General features: G+C 71.5%; 16 protein-coding genes. 8 read left to right on the forward strand and 8 right to left on the reverse strand.

Annotated features, from left to right (window positions below):
• Positions 1–49: 49 nt before the first annotated feature.
• Positions 50–934: an ABC transporter permease gene (locus tag ACIA8L_RS29705; RefSeq protein WP_395909830.1), complete on the reverse strand. Its 885-nt coding sequence runs from the start codon at positions 932–934 to the stop codon at positions 50–52.
• Positions 931–1,842 carry an ABC transporter ATP-binding protein gene (locus tag ACIA8L_RS29710; protein ID WP_395909831.1) on the reverse strand — a complete coding sequence of 304 codons (912 nt, stop codon included), beginning with the start codon at positions 1,840–1,842 and terminating at the stop codon, positions 931–933. The genes ACIA8L_RS29705 and ACIA8L_RS29710 overlap by 4 nt, the downstream gene beginning before the upstream one ends.
• A gap of 240 nt (positions 1,843–2,082) precedes the next feature.
• On the opposite strand from ACIA8L_RS29710, the gene ACIA8L_RS29715 reads away from it, so the two are divergent.
• The 5 genes from ACIA8L_RS29715 (at position 2,083) to ACIA8L_RS29735 (ending at position 6,938) form a co-directional block, all read left to right on the forward strand.
• On the forward strand, positions 2,083–2,535 hold the full coding sequence (locus ACIA8L_RS29715; protein WP_395909832.1) for a hypothetical protein: 453 nt from the start codon (positions 2,083–2,085) through the stop codon (positions 2,533–2,535).
• A gap of 494 nt (positions 2,536–3,029) precedes the next feature.
• Positions 3,030–4,298, forward strand: a complete 1,269-nt coding sequence (locus ACIA8L_RS29720) for a hypothetical protein (protein WP_395909833.1) — start codon at positions 3,030–3,032, stop codon at positions 4,296–4,298.
• An 81-nt stretch (positions 4,299–4,379) separates the two neighbouring features.
• On the forward strand, positions 4,380–5,978 hold the full coding sequence (locus ACIA8L_RS29725) for an ATP-binding protein (RefSeq protein ID WP_395909834.1): 1,599 nt from the start codon (positions 4,380–4,382) through the stop codon (positions 5,976–5,978).
• The gene (locus ACIA8L_RS29730) at positions 5,975–6,646 is read left to right on the forward strand and encodes a response regulator (RefSeq protein WP_395909835.1); all 672 of its coding nucleotides are present in this window, start codon (positions 5,975–5,977) and stop codon (positions 6,644–6,646) included. Before ACIA8L_RS29725 ends, ACIA8L_RS29730 begins: the two co-directional genes overlap by 4 nt.
• A 19-nt stretch (positions 6,647–6,665) precedes the next feature.
• Positions 6,666–6,938 (forward strand): hypothetical protein, encoded by a 273-nt coding sequence (locus ACIA8L_RS29735; RefSeq protein ID WP_395909836.1) that lies wholly within the window; start codon positions 6,666–6,668, stop codon positions 6,936–6,938.
• On the opposite strand, the gene ACIA8L_RS29740 is transcribed toward ACIA8L_RS29735, so the two are convergent.
• Genes ACIA8L_RS29740 through ACIA8L_RS29755 form a run of 4 tightly spaced genes read right to left on the reverse strand, consistent with a single transcriptional unit; the run spans position 6,900 to position 10,752 of the window.
• Entirely contained in the window at positions 6,900–7,925 is a 1,026-nt protein-coding gene (locus tag ACIA8L_RS29740; protein ID WP_395909837.1) for a CobW family GTP-binding protein, read from the reverse strand. The two genes, ACIA8L_RS29735 and ACIA8L_RS29740, sit on opposite strands and share 39 nt — an antisense overlap.
• 56 nt (positions 7,926–7,981) lie before the next feature.
• Complete coding sequence (locus ACIA8L_RS29745; protein WP_395909838.1) at positions 7,982–9,022, reverse strand: ABC transporter substrate-binding protein; 1,041 nt, start codon at positions 9,020–9,022, stop codon at positions 7,982–7,984.
• Between the two features lie 10 nt (positions 9,023–9,032).
• Positions 9,033–9,959: an ABC transporter permease gene (locus tag ACIA8L_RS29750; RefSeq protein WP_395909839.1), complete on the reverse strand. Its 927-nt coding sequence runs from the start codon at positions 9,957–9,959 to the stop codon at positions 9,033–9,035.
• On the reverse strand, positions 9,949–10,752 hold the full coding sequence (locus ACIA8L_RS29755) for an ABC transporter ATP-binding protein (protein ID WP_395909840.1): 804 nt from the start codon (positions 10,750–10,752) through the stop codon (positions 9,949–9,951). The genes ACIA8L_RS29750 and ACIA8L_RS29755 overlap by 11 nt, the downstream gene beginning before the upstream one ends.
• A 188-nt stretch (positions 10,753–10,940) precedes the next feature.
• Between ACIA8L_RS29755 and ACIA8L_RS29760 the strand changes: the two genes are divergently transcribed.
• On the forward strand, positions 10,941–11,477 hold the full coding sequence (locus ACIA8L_RS29760; protein WP_395909841.1) for an NUDIX domain-containing protein: 537 nt from the start codon (positions 10,941–10,943) through the stop codon (positions 11,475–11,477).
• Between the two features lie 16 nt (positions 11,478–11,493).
• The gene (locus ACIA8L_RS29765) at positions 11,494–12,390 is read left to right on the forward strand and encodes an alkaline phosphatase family protein (protein WP_395909842.1); all 897 of its coding nucleotides are present in this window, start codon (positions 11,494–11,496) and stop codon (positions 12,388–12,390) included.
• Positions 12,391–12,399: 9 nt separating this feature from the next.
• Here ACIA8L_RS29765 and ACIA8L_RS29770 read toward each other — a convergent pair whose 3' ends face one another.
• Complete coding sequence (locus ACIA8L_RS29770; protein WP_395909843.1) at positions 12,400–13,215, reverse strand: alpha/beta fold hydrolase; 816 nt, start codon at positions 13,213–13,215, stop codon at positions 12,400–12,402.
• 85 nt (positions 13,216–13,300) lie between these two features.
• Between ACIA8L_RS29770 and ACIA8L_RS29775 the strand changes: the two genes are divergently transcribed.
• A complete protein-coding gene (locus ACIA8L_RS29775; RefSeq protein ID WP_395909844.1) occupies positions 13,301–13,762 on the forward strand; it encodes a MarR family transcriptional regulator in 462 nt (153 codons plus the stop codon).
• On the opposite strand, the gene ACIA8L_RS29780 is transcribed toward ACIA8L_RS29775, so the two are convergent.
• Positions 13,739–14,650 carry a LysR family transcriptional regulator gene (locus ACIA8L_RS29780; protein WP_395909845.1) on the reverse strand — a complete coding sequence of 304 codons (912 nt, stop codon included), beginning with the start codon at positions 14,648–14,650 and terminating at the stop codon, positions 13,739–13,741. The genes ACIA8L_RS29775 and ACIA8L_RS29780 overlap by 24 nt on opposite strands.
• Between the last annotated feature and the right edge of the window lie 12 nt (positions 14,651–14,662).

Genomic DNA, 14,662 nt, shown 5'->3' on the forward strand with positions numbered 1-14,662 from the left:
GCCGGTCGGCCGGACACCGGGTACGCGGAATCCGGCCGGATATCACCCGTCAGGAAATGTCGCGGCGGCGGAGGAGTCGCACGCCGGCCAAGGCGGTGACGACGCCGTAGCCGAGCAGGACCGCGGCACCGACCCACTGTGACGGGCTCTGGTCGAAGGTCTTTGTCGGTGAGATCATGACCGTCGAGGCCACGGACGGAACGGTCACCTGAGCGGTGAGCACCCAGTCCCGCTTGATGACGTAGGTGTAGAGCAGGTCGAACACGCCGCTCGCGGCGGCCGCGCCGACCAGGTAGAGCACGGTGGCGGCGACGGTCGCGGTGAGCTGGCTGCGGATGAGTGCGCCGAAGCCGACGCCGAACACGGCCCAGATGGCGTAGGCGGCCAGGTTGAGCAGTACCGCGCGGTCGACACCCCACTGGCCCAGCTGGGTGCCGTAGCCCTCGCCGCTGAGGAAGGCGGCGCCCACGACGACGGCGAGCACGGTCGAGGCGAGCCAGGACGCGGCCGCGACAATCACGGCGGTGACGAGCTTGGCCGCGATGACCGCGCCGCGCCGCGGGGTGAACAGGAACGTGGTGGTGGCGGTCTGCTGGTGGAACTCGCCGGTGATGAGCACGATGCCGAGCAGGCAGGCCAGCAGCACGCCGATGAGCTGGCCGGCGGTGTAGACGGTGGCGGACTGCGTGACCGCGCTGTGCCCGAGCTCCCACTCGCCGCGCAGCCGGTTGAGGAACTCCGGCGGCATCTGGGCCACGTCGCGGCCGTGCGCGTGCAGGGCGACGAACGCGTCGAACGGCTGCAGCAACTCGTGGGCCTGCACCAGATTCACGGCCAGCATGACGGCGGTGCTGAGCAGCGTGGCCCCGGCGAAGAGCCACCACAGGTTGGTCGTGCGCAGCTTGAACAGCTCCGCGTGGACGAGTCGCGTCATCGGATGGCCGCCTTCGCCTGGGTCAGGTCGAGGAACACGTCCTCGAGGTCGGGCTGTTCGGTGGTGAGCTGGTGCAGGGCGACCCCGGCGGCGAGGGCGGCGTCACCGACGGCCTCGGCGGGCATTCCGGAGACGCTCAGCCGGTCCGGGCCCTGCGCGGTGACGGTGCCGCCGGCCTGTCGAAGCGCGGCGGTGAGCTTGTCCGGCTCGGGAGTGCGGGCGAGCACGCGGGCGTCGCCGCCAACGGAGCGGAGGACCTCGGCGACGGGCCCCTGCCGCATCAGCTTTCCGGCCGCCACGATTACGACGTCGTCGGCGAGCGCCTGCATCTCCGCCAGTAGGTGGCTGGAGACCAGCACCGTGCGGCCCTCGGCGGCCAGGCCCTGCAGCAGCTCCCGCATCCAGCGGATGCCCTCCGGGTCCAGGCCGTTGGCCGGCTCGTCGAGGATCAGCACCCGCGGGTCGCCGAGCATGGCGGTGGCGATCCCGAGCCGCTGGCGCATGCCCAGCGAGTAGCCCTTGAAGGGGCGGTCGGCGGCTGGCAACAGCCCGACCAGGTCGAGTACCGCCTCCGCCCGCGTTTGGGGCAGCCCGGCGGTGATGCAGCCCGCCCGGAGGTGGTTGCGGCCGGTCCGGCCCTTGTGCGCCGATGACGCCTCCAGGACCGCGCCCACGATCCGGGCCGGTTCATCGAGGTCGGGGTAGCGGAGCCCGCCGATGGTGGCCGTGCCGGCGCTCGGCGTGACGAGGCCGAGCAGCATCCGCAAGGTCGTCGTCTTGCCGGCCCCGTTCGGGCCGAGGAACCCGGTCACCCGGCCGGGTTCGACGGTGAACGAGAGATCGTCCACCGCCGTCATGCCGCCGTACTGCTTGCACAGTCCGGACACGTCAATACGAACGTCGTCCATGATTCCTCTTCCGGTGGCGATCAGAGCGCGCCACGCATCTTGGCGCCGCATTCCTGAGAATGCGTTGAATGGGTGGTGCACCCGGCCACCCGGCCCAACTGCGGCAGGATTTCCGCGGTTGTCAAGATACAAATCACCCGGTGCGCTTAAGAACTCACTATGAATTGTGGTCGCAGTTCGTCAAGAACCGGGCTGCCAGGCCTACGACAGGTCGCGGCCAGCGTTTTGCCAGGCCCGCCCGTGACGCTGCACATCACGAAAGCCCAGGCAGCCCGGCCTGAGCTGCGAAATCTCGGAGTGCTTGGCATGTCGATGAAGCTGAACAAAAGCATCAAGCGGATCGGACTGGCGGCCGCCGGACTGACGGCTACCGGCATCATGGTGTTCGGTGCCGCATCCCTGGCCGGCGCGGAGACGACGTCGCCTTCACCGAGCGCCTCGTCCAGCGCCACGACCGGTTCGGGCGACGCCGGCGGTCGCGGGTCGAACGACACCGCGGTGACGGGCGACGAGCTGGCGAAGGTGACCGCGGCGATGAAGGCGAAGGATTCGGCGGTCGCGGTGACGAGTGTTCGCAAGGACCCGGACGGTTCCTACGACGTGCTGGGCACCAAGGACGGCGCCGACGTGTTCTACGACGTCAGCGCGGACCTGCGGACCTTCACCCCGAACACTCACGGCGCCGGCAAGTAGCCACGCGCCGCGATCATGGCCGCCGGGCGAACACGCCCGGCGGTTCCACCGGAACTGGCGGGGCACTACCTGCGGCTGCGGCGGGGCGAGGCGAACACGGCCATCCGCGGCGGATCGCGCACCTACGCGGCGATCGTGCGTACCAATTTGCTGTCGTTCTTCAATGTGATCCTGTTCGTGATCAGCCACCTTCGGCGAGGCCCAGAACCACTGGGTGGGCGCCACGGTGGACGCCAACGACCTGAACGTCTTTACGTTCGAGCAGCACCTGGTGAAGGCCAACCCCGGCGTACACCCCGCCCGCCTGAGCGGACCGGCCGGGCGCGTTCAGCGGGCTCTCAGTTCCGGGCGGCCAGTCTCGCGTCAGGTGTTCGGCGTGGCGCCGGGCCCTGGGCGGCCGGCTCCCCGCTTTCAGCGGGGGTTCAGGGTGATTGGACTAGCTTTGCGGTGATTTGGCGGGAAGCTTGAGTCGAGCGCCGTTTTGAGGGGGAGCTGTGTCCATTGCCGCTGACCGGTTGGTGAATTCGCGCGGGTGGCTGACCAAGGTGCCCGCGATCACCGCCACCTTCTGGGTCATCAAGGTGCTGTCCACGACGGTCGGGGAGACCGTCGCGGACTATCTGAACGTCAGCGTCGGCCTCGGGCCGGCCGTGACCGACGGGATCATGCTGGCACTGCTGGCGGCCGCGCTGGTCGGGCAGTTCCGGACCCGCGCCCACACGCCGTGGATCTACTGGCTGTGCGTGGTGCTGGTGAGCATCGTCGGGACCCAGATCACCGACTTGCTCACCGACACCCTGGGCGTGCCCCTCGCCGTCAGCACCGCCGTGTTCGCGGTCATCCTGGCCGTGGTCTTCACGGTCTGGTACCGCCAGGAGCGCACCCTCGCCATCGCCTCCATCAACACACCCCGCCGGGAAGCGTTCTACTGGGGCGCGATCCTGACGACGTTCGCGCTCGGCACCGCCGCCGGCGACTTCGCCACCGAGGCGCTCAACCTCGGCTTCCGCAACGGCGCGCTCGTCTTCGGCGGGCTCATCGTGGCGACCTGGATCGCCTTGCGGCTCGGCGCCGGCCAGGTCCTGACGTTCTGGATCGCCTACGTGCTCACCCGGCCGCTCGGCGCCTCCCTGGGCGACCTGCTCACCCAGGACAAGGACCTCGGCGGCCTGGCCCTCGGTGCCAGCGTCACCAGCCTGTTGTTCCTGGTCGCGATTCTCTTGCTGGTCGTGCGCGAACAGCTGCTGATGTCGCGTCACGGTGTCGTGGAGAAGGGCGCCGGCCCGAACGGCGGGCGCGGGCGGGACTACGCGTGGGCCGGTGCCGCCACTCTCGCCGTCGTCATCGCCGGCCTCGGGCTCAGCCTCGCGCAGGGTTCGTCCTCGAGCACGGACCCTCAGGCCGGCGCCGCGCAGGCGACGATCCCGTTGACCGCGTCGGACGGGACGAGCACCAACCAGGTCGTACACCCGACCACCAAACTCGGCAATCTCGGCAAGTTCGCGGTGATCGTGTCCGACGTCCAGGCCAAGGTGGGGCAGAACGACCTCGCCGGGGCCAGGACCCGGGTCAAGGATCTCGAGGTGGCCTGGGACGACGCCGAGGCCGGGCTCAAACCCCGCGACGCCAGCCGATGGCACCAGCTCGACGACCAGATCGATGCCGTCCTCACCGCGCTGCGCGCGCCGAAGCCCACTCAGGTCGACTGCGCCGCGGCCGTCGGCACGCTGATGCACACCCTGAACACGTTCGACGGCGGGTGACGTGGGTTGGCCGCGTAAGCCGCGTATTGCTCGTTTTGCTCACCGGTCCTTTCGGGGCCCGGCGGCGTTACGCTCCCGGGCATGTTTCGGCTGCGTCATGCCCCGTTCGCCCAGCAGGCGCTCGCCCTCCAGGTGGGGGTGCTGGTCGTCGTGGTCGGTGTCGGGTTCGCGCTCGTCGGGTGGCTGTTCGACGACGAGCTGACCCAGCAGTACGGCACCCGCGCCCTCGCCGTCGCGCACACCCTCGCGGCCGACCCGGCAATCGCGGCGGCGGCCGCGGCCGACGACCCGGACGGCATCCTGCCCGGGCGGGCGAAGGCGGCGGAGAGCGCCAGCGGTGCCCTGTTCGTCGTGATCACCAACCGGCTCGGGATCCGGCTCGCGCACCCTATTCGCGAACGTATTCGGCAGCCGGTCAGCACCGACCCGTCGGAGGTACTGGCCGGCAACGACACGATCAACGTGGAGCGGGGCACGCTCGGGCTGTCGGCGCGGGGCAAGACGCCGCTGCGGGACGCGAGCGGGGCGATCGTCGGTGAGGTCAGCGTCGGGTTCCGGATCGAGGACATCCGCGGGCACATCAACCGGGAGCTGGGCGTCGCCGCGATCTTCGCCGGGGGAGCGCTGCTGCTCGGGTGCGTCGGGTCGGTCCTGCTGTCCCGGCGGCTCAAACGGCTCACGCTCGGCCTCGAACCGCGGGAGCTGGCCGAGCTGGTGCAGGAGCGGGAGGCGGTGCTGCACGGCATCAGCGAAGGGGTCCTGGCCGTGGACGCCGACGGGCTCGTCTCCGTGTGCAACGACGAGGCCGTCCGGCTGCTCGGGATCGCTGGTGCACCGACTGGCAGTACCATCGAAACCCTTGCTCTTCCGCCGGTCCTGCGCGACGCCGTCGACCGTCGCGCGCCCGTCGACAATGTCATCACCGTCGCCGGGGATCGGGTGCTCGTCGCGAACTACCGGGCGGTGCGCCGGGAGGAGCGCGACCTGGGCGGGGTGCTGACCCTGCGGGATCGCACCGATCTGGAGACGATCACCCGGGAGCTCGACTCGGTGCGGACGCTGAGCACGGCGCTGCGGGCGCAGCGGCATGAATTCGCGAATAGATTGCACGTGCTGTCCGGGCTGCTGCAGAACGGGCACGGCGGCGAGGCCCTCGAGTTCCTGCACGCGGTGTCGGACACGGCCGCGCCGATGGGCGGGCACACGGTCGACGACCCGTACCTGCAGGCGTTCGTCGACGCCAAGAGCGCCGAGGCGGCCGAGAAGGACGTGCGGCTCGCCCTGGCCGACACCAGCTGGGTCGGCACCCGCGTCACCGCGCCGGTCGAGGTCACCACCGTCCTCGGCATCCTCGTCGACAACGCCCTCGAAGCGGCCCGCCGGGGCGCCCGCCGCCCGGCCTGGGTCGATCTCGCCCTGCTCGAGGACGGCGCCACCCTGCACATCTCGGTCGTCGACTCCGGCGACGGCGTCGAGGCGGACCTCGCCGGCCGGGTCTTCGACGCCGGCGTGTCGACCAGTGCCGAGGACGGCCGCGGCATCGGGCTGGCCCTGGCCCGGCAGGCGGCCCGGCGCCTCGGCGGCGACGTGCGGCTGGCCGCGGCGGCCGGCGACGACCACGGTGCCGTGTTCGAGGCCCGGCTGCCCACCGCCCTGCAACCATTGGTGATTCGCGAATGAACATTCAAGTGCTCGTGGTCGAGGACGACTTCCGGGTCGCCCGGGTCCACGTCGAGTTCACCCACCGCATCGAGGGGTTCACCGTCGCCGCGACCGCCCGGACCGCGGCCGAGGCCCGGCGCGCCCTGGCCGCGCGCCCCGTCGACCTGGTGCTGCTGGACACGTACCTGCCCGACGGCTCCGGCCTCGACCTGCTGGCCGAGCTCACCGCCGACGCGATCATGCTCACCGCGGCCAACGACGCCGCCACCGTCCGGGCCGCCTACGCCCGCGGCGCGCTGAACTACCTCGTCAAGCCGTTCACCGCCGAGCAGTTCGCCGACCGGCTGACCGCCTATCGGCACTACCGCGCCCTCGTCGCCGCCGACCGGCCGCTGACCCAGGTCGAGATCGACCGGTGCTGGCGCGTCGTGCACGAGGGTGACCGCGCGGCCGCCCCGAAGGGCCAGTCGGCGGTGACGGCGGGGCTGGTCAGTGAGGCCCTGCGCACCGCCGCCCGGCCCCGCACCGCCGCCGACATCGCCGACGAGCTCGGCATCTCCCGGGCCACGGCGCAGCGGTACCTGGCCGAGCTGGCCCGGGAAGGGGCGGCCGAGGTGCAGCTGCGCTACGGGGGCACCGGGCGGCCCGAACATCAGTACCGCATGCCGCGGGAGCGCCCAGCGTAAGGTCGTCGTCTCCACGCTCATGGGCGTCTACGTCATCAGCCTGGCCGTGGGCGCGTTCACCCTTCCGGTCGTCGCCCGGCTGCTGGGGACCCGCCCGGCGCTCGTCCTCTACTGCTCGCTCGTCGCGATCGCGCTGTCCTCCACCGGCTCCCTCGACACCCCGGCCGCCGGGCACGCGTCGCTGTCCGGCTACCTCACCGTGTGGTCGGTGTGCGCCGCCGCGGCCCTCCTGGCCGCGGTCGCCCTCGTCCGGCTACCGTCGGACCGCGCTGAGCGTGCGGTAGCGGCGTAGCCGCCGGAGCCCGTCGGGATCGGGCCCGCCGGCCGGTGCGCTCGCCACGGCCTCCAGGCGCTGCTGGGCGGCCGGCTGGTCCAGGTCCGAGCCGATGGCGACGAGCTCGCCGACCGCCGGCGGCTGGGGCAGCGGGGTGAGGTGGATCAGTGGCCCGACGACGTTGACGACGTAGCCCTGTTCGGCGCGGGCACCGTACACCCGCAACCGGCCCTTGATCCTGTAAGCGCCGGCCGGTGGACGCTCGAGCAGGTCGACCAGCAGGCTCGCCCGGACCGGCCGGGTCAGCGCGACCGAGGCCGCGCGGGCCTGCTCGTGGTCGCCGGCGTCGTGGTGCTGGTCGCGGTACAGCTGGGCGAGCGGGAGCTCGTCGACCGGGTCCTGGTCGGTGGCGGTGTCGAAGACGAGGGCCGGATCGATCCGGCCGTGCCGGGCCGTGACGATCTGCACGTGCGGCTGGCGTTGCCGCACCCGCGCGCCGATCCGGGCCAGGACCTCGTCGCGCTCGCCGGCCGGCAGCAGGTCGGCCTTGCTGATGACGGCGAGCGTCGCCGCGGCGAAGCGGGCCGGCGGCTCCGGCGACCGGTCCACGGTCCGGAAGTGCTGCACCGCGTCGATCACCTCGATGAGGCCGCCGGGCCGGATGCCGGGCACGCGACTGGCCCGGATGAGCCCGTGCAGCGCGATGGGGTCGGCCGCGCCGCTGGCCTCCACCAGGATCGCGTCCATCCGCATGCGCGGCCGGGACAGCTTGTGCAGCGCGTCCTCCAGGCCGCCGGCGTCCGGGAGGTGGCACAGGCAGCCGCCGGAGATGGACACGGCCTCGTCGACCTGCCCGGTCACGAGCGCGGCGTCGACGTTGAGGGCGCCGAAGTCGTTGACCACGACACCCAGCCGCGCGCCGGGCCGGCGCAGCAGGTGGTTGAGCAGGCTCGTCTTGCCCGCACCGAGGTAGCCGGTCAGCGCGATGACCGGCACCCTGTCCACCCGGTCAGCCTATCCGGGCCCGTCGCCGGCGGCCGACGGGCCCGGGTACAGGGGGGTCAGGCCTTCGGGACCTTGGCGGTGAACTCGGTGGTGTACCCCTTCGCGACGTCGATCTGGCCCTTGCCCGCGGCGACCTCCGGGATGCCCACGGCGAGGACCTCGACGACGTTGCGGGCGCCGTCCGGGTCGATGACGCCGTCGGCGGTGAAGCCGTCCTTGGTCTCCTTGATCGAGGCGACGTACAGCTTCTGGTCGTTGCCGGCGTAGTCGGCCGGCATCTTGGCCGCGATGGTCTCGGCCGGGTTCCCGGCGATGAACCGCAACGTTTTCACGAACGCATTCGCCAGTTTCTGCGACTCGCGCGGGTGGGCCTTGATCCAGTCGCAGGGCATGTACAGCGAGCTCGCCGGGTACAGCCCGCCGAGGGCCTGCTTCGTCGCCTCCACAGTGGACAGGTCGACGAGCGTGGTCGCCGTGCCCTTGCTGGTCAGGATCGTCGACGTCGGCGGGGTCGTCATGCCGGCCGCGATCCCGCCGTTCTCGATCGAGGCGATGAACGTCGAACCGGCCCCGGCGGCGACGCCGGTGAACTCGCTCTCCTTGACGCCGGCCTTGCCCATCAGGGAGTTGATGAGCGCGTTGGTCGACGAGCCCTTGCTGGTGAAGCCGACCTTCTTGCCCTTGAGGTCGGCCATCGACTTGACCGTGCCCTCCTTCGTCGACAGCATCACCTTCTCGAGCGGGGTGTTCGCGAACTGCACGACGCTCTGCACGCACTTGCCCTTGAGCTGCAGCGTGTAGGCGTGGTCCATGAAGCCGACGACACCCTCGAGGTGCCCGGCGAGCATCTCGTTCTCCTGGTTGACGCCGTTCTGCTCGTCGGAGAGCTCGACCTCGAGGCCCTCGTCCTTGAAGTAGCCGAGGCGCTCGGTGAGCATCGCCGGCATGTAGATGACCTTGTTGATGCCGCCGACGCCGATGCGGACCTTCTCCAGCGGTCCCTCGGTCTTGGCCGCGGCGGGCGGCTGGGCGGTGCTGCAGGCGGCCAGGCCGAACAGGAGCGCGGCGGCGACGACGGGGGCGAATGCGCGGTGCATCAAAGACTCCTCAAACCTGGACGGCTTCGGTACTGGACGGTGGTCGCCACCGCAGCAGGCGGCGCTCAACGGCGGTGAGCAGCCACTCCGCGACCAGCGCGATGACCGTGATGATGATCATTCCGGCGTAGATGCCGGCGGCGTCGAACGTGCCCTGCGAGTGGGCGATGAGCAGGCCGAGGCCGCGCTTGGCCCCGATCACCTCGCCGACGACCGCGCCGATCAGGGCGAAGCCGAACGCCACGTGCAGCGACGCGAGGATCCACGACGTCGCGCTGGGGATGACGATCGACGTCAGCACCTTGGACCGGCTCGCCCCGAGGATGCGGGCGTTGTTGACCAGGTTGCGGTCGACCTCGCGAGCGCCCTGGAACGCGTTGAAGAACACGGCGAAGAAGACCAGCACGACGGCGGTGGCGATCTTCGAGGACAGCCCGAGGCCGAACCAGATCACGAACAGCGACGCGAGCACGATGCGCGGGATGGCGTTGGCGGCCTTGATGAACGGCGCGAGCACGTCGGCCAGGAACCGGGCCCGGCCCAGCAGGACACCGAGCACGACCCCGCCGACCGAGCCGATCACGAAGCCAGAGACCGCCTCCCACATGGTGACGCCGATGTGCTCCCAGATCGGGCCGCTGCTCGGCCCGACTGTGAACCAGTCGACGAGGCGCTGCCAGATCTGCGACGGCTGCGAGTAGAAGAACTGGTCCAGGGCCCAGCGCTGGGCGTGGTCCTTCCAGTCGAGGGGCTTGCTGAAGTGGGTGTTGCCGTCGAAGTCGACCCAGTAGCGGGCGGCGAGCTCCCACAGCCCCAGCCCGACGACGACGATCAGGACGCGCACGCCCCATACGGCGGCTCCGCGGCGGCGCTGCTTGGCCGCGGCCTGGCGGATGGCGGCGTCGGGCGCGGCCTTGGCGAGGGTTTCAGTTGCCACTGAGGGTCGCCCCCTGCCGCGCTCGGGCGACCTCGTCGCGCAGCGACTCCCAGACCTCGCGGTAGATCTCCAGGAACGCGGTGGTGAGCCGGATCTCCTCGACGTCCCGGGGCCGCGGCAGGTCGATCGCGAACTCGGCCTTCATCGTCGCCGGCACGGCGGTGAGCACCACGACCCGGTCGGCGAGGGCGATGGCCTCCTCGAGGTCGTGGGTCACGAAGATGACCGCCGCCCCCGAGCCCGCCCACAGCCGCAGCAGCTCGTCCTGCATGAGCCCGCGGGTCTGCACGTCCAGGGCGCTGAACGGCTCGTCCATCAGCAGGATCTGCGGGTCGTTGACGAGCGTCTGCGCCAGCGCGACCCGCTTGCGCATGCCCCCGGAGAGCTGGTGCGGGTAGTACCCCTCGAACCCGGAAAGGCCGACCCGGTCGACCCAGGTGGCGGCGGCCTGCCGAGCCTGCTTTTTCGGGACTCCACGGTACCGTGGCCCCGTCGACACATTGTCGAGCACACTTCTCCAGGGCAGGATCGCGTCCTGCTGGAACATGTAGCCGATCCCGGCCGGGATCCCGCGCACGGGCTCGCCGCGCACGAGGACCTCACCGGACGAGGCCGGCTCCAGCCCGGACACCAGCGACAGGGTCGTGGACTTGCCGCAGCCGGTCGGCCCGACGATGGCCACGAACTCGCCCGGCCGGATACTGATCGTCAAGTCCTGGACGGCCGTCATGATGCCGGACGAGCCGCGAAAGCGTTTCGTCGCCGCCCGCAGCTCGATGGCGGGTGTACTCACGTCTCCTCCTCGCGTAGTGCCCGGCGGTTACGGGGTGTGCACACCGGGCGTTGCGAGGACGGTAGGGGGTACGGTGAACGACTCCTAGTCTTGTCACCGTTGTGCGCGCAAACGTCATTACGCACCTTTCGCGCGTTCTGCTCACACCCCCGGCGTGTCTCGTACTACGAGGTGCGTACCATCGAGCTGTGACCGCTGGAAATCCGCCCGGCGCCGAGCTCGTCGAGCGGGTCGATGCCGACGATCGTGTAATGGCGGTGGTTCCCCGGGCTGAGGCGATCCGCAACGGCTGGCTGCACCGCATCGCCGCCACCGTCTGCCGCGATGCGCGCGGACGGATCCTGGTCTACCGGCGGGCCTCGGACCTGTCCCGGTACCCATCCATGTACGACGTGATGTTCGGCGGCGCCGTCGGTGCCGGCGAGTCGTACCGGGCCGCGGCCGCCCGCGAACTCGCCGAAGAGCTCGGTGTCGATGCCGCCGTGCGCCCGGTCGTGCGGTTCCTCTGCCGCGGCGCGGCCGGCTCATACTGGCTGACGGTCTGCGAGGCCGCCATCACCGGCCGGCTCCGGCCCGACCCACGCGAGATCGCCTGGCACGGCTGGGTCCGGGCGACCGCCCTGCCGGCGCTGGTCCGAAGCCGGCCGTTCATCGCCGACGGCCAGGCGGCATTCGCGCGGTATCGCGCGGCTCTCCAGTCACAAAATGTCACCTACAACATGTAGTGGCTACAGTGGCGGAATGGGATACGCACGCTGGTGTGGCGCGACAGCGTCGATCGCGGCGCTCCTCGTGCTGGCCGGCTGCGGTGCCGATCCGAAGCCGGCTCCGTCCCCGCCGCCCGCCTCCGTGCCGCCGTCGCCGCCCGCCTCCGCGCCGCGGCCGGGATCGTCGGCCGCGCCGGGACACGTCGTGGTGGCGGTGTTCGAGAACAAGTCCGACCACCAGCTGGCCGGCCGCGCGGACGCGCCGTACCTCAACTCGCTCATGGCCCGGGCCGCGGTCTTCACCGACGCGCACGGCGTCGCCCACCCGAGCCAGCCGAACTACCTCGCCCTGTTCTCCGGCTCGACCCAGGGCGTCACCGACGACCACTGTCCGGTCCGCGCGGGCGCCGCACCGAACGTCGCCCAGCAGCTGCAGACGGCCGGATACACGTTCGGCGGCTACTCCGAGGGCCTGCCGTCGCCCGGATACCGGGGCTGCTCCAGCGGCCGGTACGCGGCGAAACACAACCCCTGGGCCGACTTCGACTCGGTGCCGGACGCGGCGAACCAGCCATACTCCGCGTGGCCCGCCGACTTCGCGCGGCTGCCGACGGTCGCGTTCGTGATCCCGGACCTGTGCGACGACATGCACGACTGCTCCATCGCGACCGGCGACGCCTGGGCCCGGACCCACCTCGAGCCGTACGCGCAGTGGGCCGCCACGCACGACAGCTGGCTCATCGTGACGTTCGACGAGGACGACGGTACCGCCGGCAATGGAATCCTGACCCTGGTCGCCGGGGCCGGCGTCACGCCCGGCCCCCGGACCGGGCGGGTCGATCACTACTCGATCCTGCGGGCGATCGAGGACCGCTACGGCCTGCCCCCGCTGGGCCGGGCCGCCACCGCGCCACCGCTGTTCGCCATGTGAGGCAAGGGACTACCGGGCGGTGTCGAGCTCGTCGACGAACTCCAGGATCGTGGCCGCCAGGGCCTGCGGGGCCTCGAGGGCCGCGTAGTGCCCGACGCCTTCGAGCCGCACGCTGCGGGCCGGTCCCAGCGCGACCTGGTTGAGGGTGGACTCGGTGAACGGGCCGCCGGCGCTGCCGATCGCGAGGGTCGGCATGGGCAGCGGCGCGGCCGTGGCGAGGGCGCGCAGCTCGTTGCCCTCGGCCAGCATCGAGGTGTACAGCCCGATCGCCCCGCGCCACCCGTCCGGCCGGCTGTAGGTGCGGGCGAGTTCGGTGACGTCCGTCCCGGCGGGCAGGGCCCAGGTCAGGAACTCGCGTTCGCGGCCGGCGAGGAGCAGCTCGGGGATGCGCGGGGCGGTCAGGACGCCGATGTACCACGCACCGCCGCGGGTGACGTCGGCGAACGCCTCGAGGCCGTAGCCGGCCAGTCCCGTCTCGATCGCGGTGAAGCTGGCGACGTCCTCGGGGTGGGTGGCCGCGAGCCGGAACACCGTACCGCCGCTGATGTCCTGCCCGGTCAGGTGGACGGGGCCGACGTCGAGGTTCTCGATCAGCCGGTGCAGGTCCTCGGCCGCGGCGGCGCTGGTCCAGCCGGCCGGCGCCGGAGCGGAGTCGCCGAAGCCGCGCAGGTCGACGGCGAATACCCGGTGGGTCTCGGCGAGTCGGGGGATGACCTCCCGGAACGCCCACGAGCTTTCGGGGAACCCGTGCACCAGCAGGATCGGGGACCCGGTGGCGCCGGCGGACACGTAGTGCAGGCCGGCGGCGGTGTGATGCGACACCATGATGCCTCCAATTCGACAACCTTGTTGTCGACCGACCATAGACAACTTGGTTGTCGTTGTCTAGAGGGTCGCTTAGGCTGAGGCGGTGACCAGCCCCGGACCCAACCTCGCCCTGCTGCTGCTGGGCGCCTACCGCAAGCTCGTCGACGCCGCCCAGGCCGAGCTCGACGCGCGCGGGTTCGCGGATGTGCGCTCATCACTGCACTACGCGATGGGCGCGATCGACCGCGGCGCCGAGACCGCATCCGAGCTCGGCCGGGCGCTCTCCGTCACCAAGCAGGCGGCGGCCAAGACGATCGCCGTGCTCGTGGAGCGCGGCTGGGTCGCGATCGACGACGACGACGTCGACCGCCGCCGCAAACGGGTCCGCCTGACCGACCTCGGCCACCGGGTCATGCGCGAAGGCGAGGCGATCTTCGACGACCTGCGCCGGGCCTGGGCCGACGAGGTCGGCCTCGACGCCCTCAACCGCCTCGAGGCTCAGCTCGCGGCCTTCGTCGGGGACGCCACCATCGACCTGGAGTCACCCGGCTGGGTCGCCGACTGAGCCCAGGTTCTTCGCCGACCGGATGAACGCCGCGACGAGGGGATTCGCGTCCGCGCCGCGGGTGGCGACGACGACCTCGGTTGAGCCGACACCGTCGAGCGGCACCGTGACCAGGTCGGCGCGCAGCGTGAAGCGGCGGTCGCCGGCCGGGACGACGGAGACGGCGCGGCCGTCGGCGATGGCCTCGAGCTTGTCCTCGTACGTGGCGACGAGCGTGGGTCCGAGCGGGGCGGGATCACCGCCGGGGCGGGGTTCGAGGCGCCAGAACGCCGTCCACCGTTCGCCCATGCCGGCGCAGGCGATGAGCGGCTCGCCGGCGATGTCGTCGACGGTGACCGACTCCTTGCCGGCCAGCCGGTGGGTGGCCGGGACGAGCAGGACCAGGGGTTCGGTGTAGAGGACGGTGACGTCGAGCCCGGCCGCCGGGATCGGCAGCGGCGTGCGGATGACCAGCGCGTCGACCTGCCCGTCGAGCAGGGCGCCGGCCTGTTCGGTGCCGAGGTGGCGGGTCCGGACGTGGGCGTCGGGCCGGCGGCGGCGCAGGTCGCGCACGGCGGGGGTGATGACGAGGTCGTCGGCGTACCCGACGGTGATCGTGTGCGGGGGCGCTGCCGCCCGGGCGGTGTGCACCGCCTGGCCGGCGGCGTGCAGCAGCTGCTGGGCCCGGGGCAGGAACGCCGCGCCGGCGGCGGTGAGGCGGCTGCCCTGGGTGGTGCGTTCCAGCAGGCGCACGCCGAGCGCCTGCTCCAGCCGCTGGATCTGCCGGCTCAACGAGGGCTGGGCGACCCGCAGGGCCTCGGCCGCGCGGGCGAAGTTCAGGTGCTCGGCGACGACGGTGAAGTAACGGACCAGCCGCAGATCCAGGTCGGGCGGCGGCGGGTCGGACATGGCCATCAGCCT

The sequence above is a fragment of the Dactylosporangium sp. NPDC051541 genome (genome assembly GCF_044454505.1).
GTDB lineage: Bacteria > Actinomycetota > Actinomycetes > Mycobacteriales > Micromonosporaceae > Dactylosporangium.

What these genes read in the sequence shown, in the direction of transcription:
- ACIA8L_RS29725 (WP_395909834.1), top strand. Translation starts at nt 4,380, where the DNA reads ATGTTTCGGCTGCGTCATGCCCCGTTCGCCCAGCAGGCGCTCGCCCTC.
- ACIA8L_RS29710 (WP_395909831.1), bottom strand. Translation starts at nt 1,842, where the DNA reads ATGGACGACGTTCGTATTGACGTGTCCGGACTGTGCAAGCAGTACGGC.
- ACIA8L_RS29780 (WP_395909845.1), bottom strand. Translation starts at nt 14,650, where the DNA reads ATGTCCGACCCGCCGCCGCCCGACCTGGATCTGCGGCTGGTCCGTTAC.
- ACIA8L_RS29730 (WP_395909835.1), top strand. Translation starts at nt 5,975, where the DNA reads ATGAACATTCAAGTGCTCGTGGTCGAGGACGACTTCCGGGTCGCCCGG.
- ACIA8L_RS29765 (WP_395909842.1), top strand. Translation starts at nt 11,494, where the DNA reads ATGGGATACGCACGCTGGTGTGGCGCGACAGCGTCGATCGCGGCGCTC.
- ACIA8L_RS29745 (WP_395909838.1), bottom strand. Translation starts at nt 9,022, where the DNA reads ATGCACCGCGCATTCGCCCCCGTCGTCGCCGCCGCGCTCCTGTTCGGC.
- ACIA8L_RS29735 (WP_395909836.1), top strand. Translation starts at nt 6,666, where the DNA reads ATGGGCGTCTACGTCATCAGCCTGGCCGTGGGCGCGTTCACCCTTCCG.
- ACIA8L_RS29705 (WP_395909830.1), bottom strand. Translation starts at nt 934, where the DNA reads ATGACGCGACTCGTCCACGCGGAGCTGTTCAAGCTGCGCACGACCAAC.
- ACIA8L_RS29770 (WP_395909843.1), bottom strand. Translation starts at nt 13,215, where the DNA reads ATGGTGTCGCATCACACCGCCGCCGGCCTGCACTACGTGTCCGCCGGC.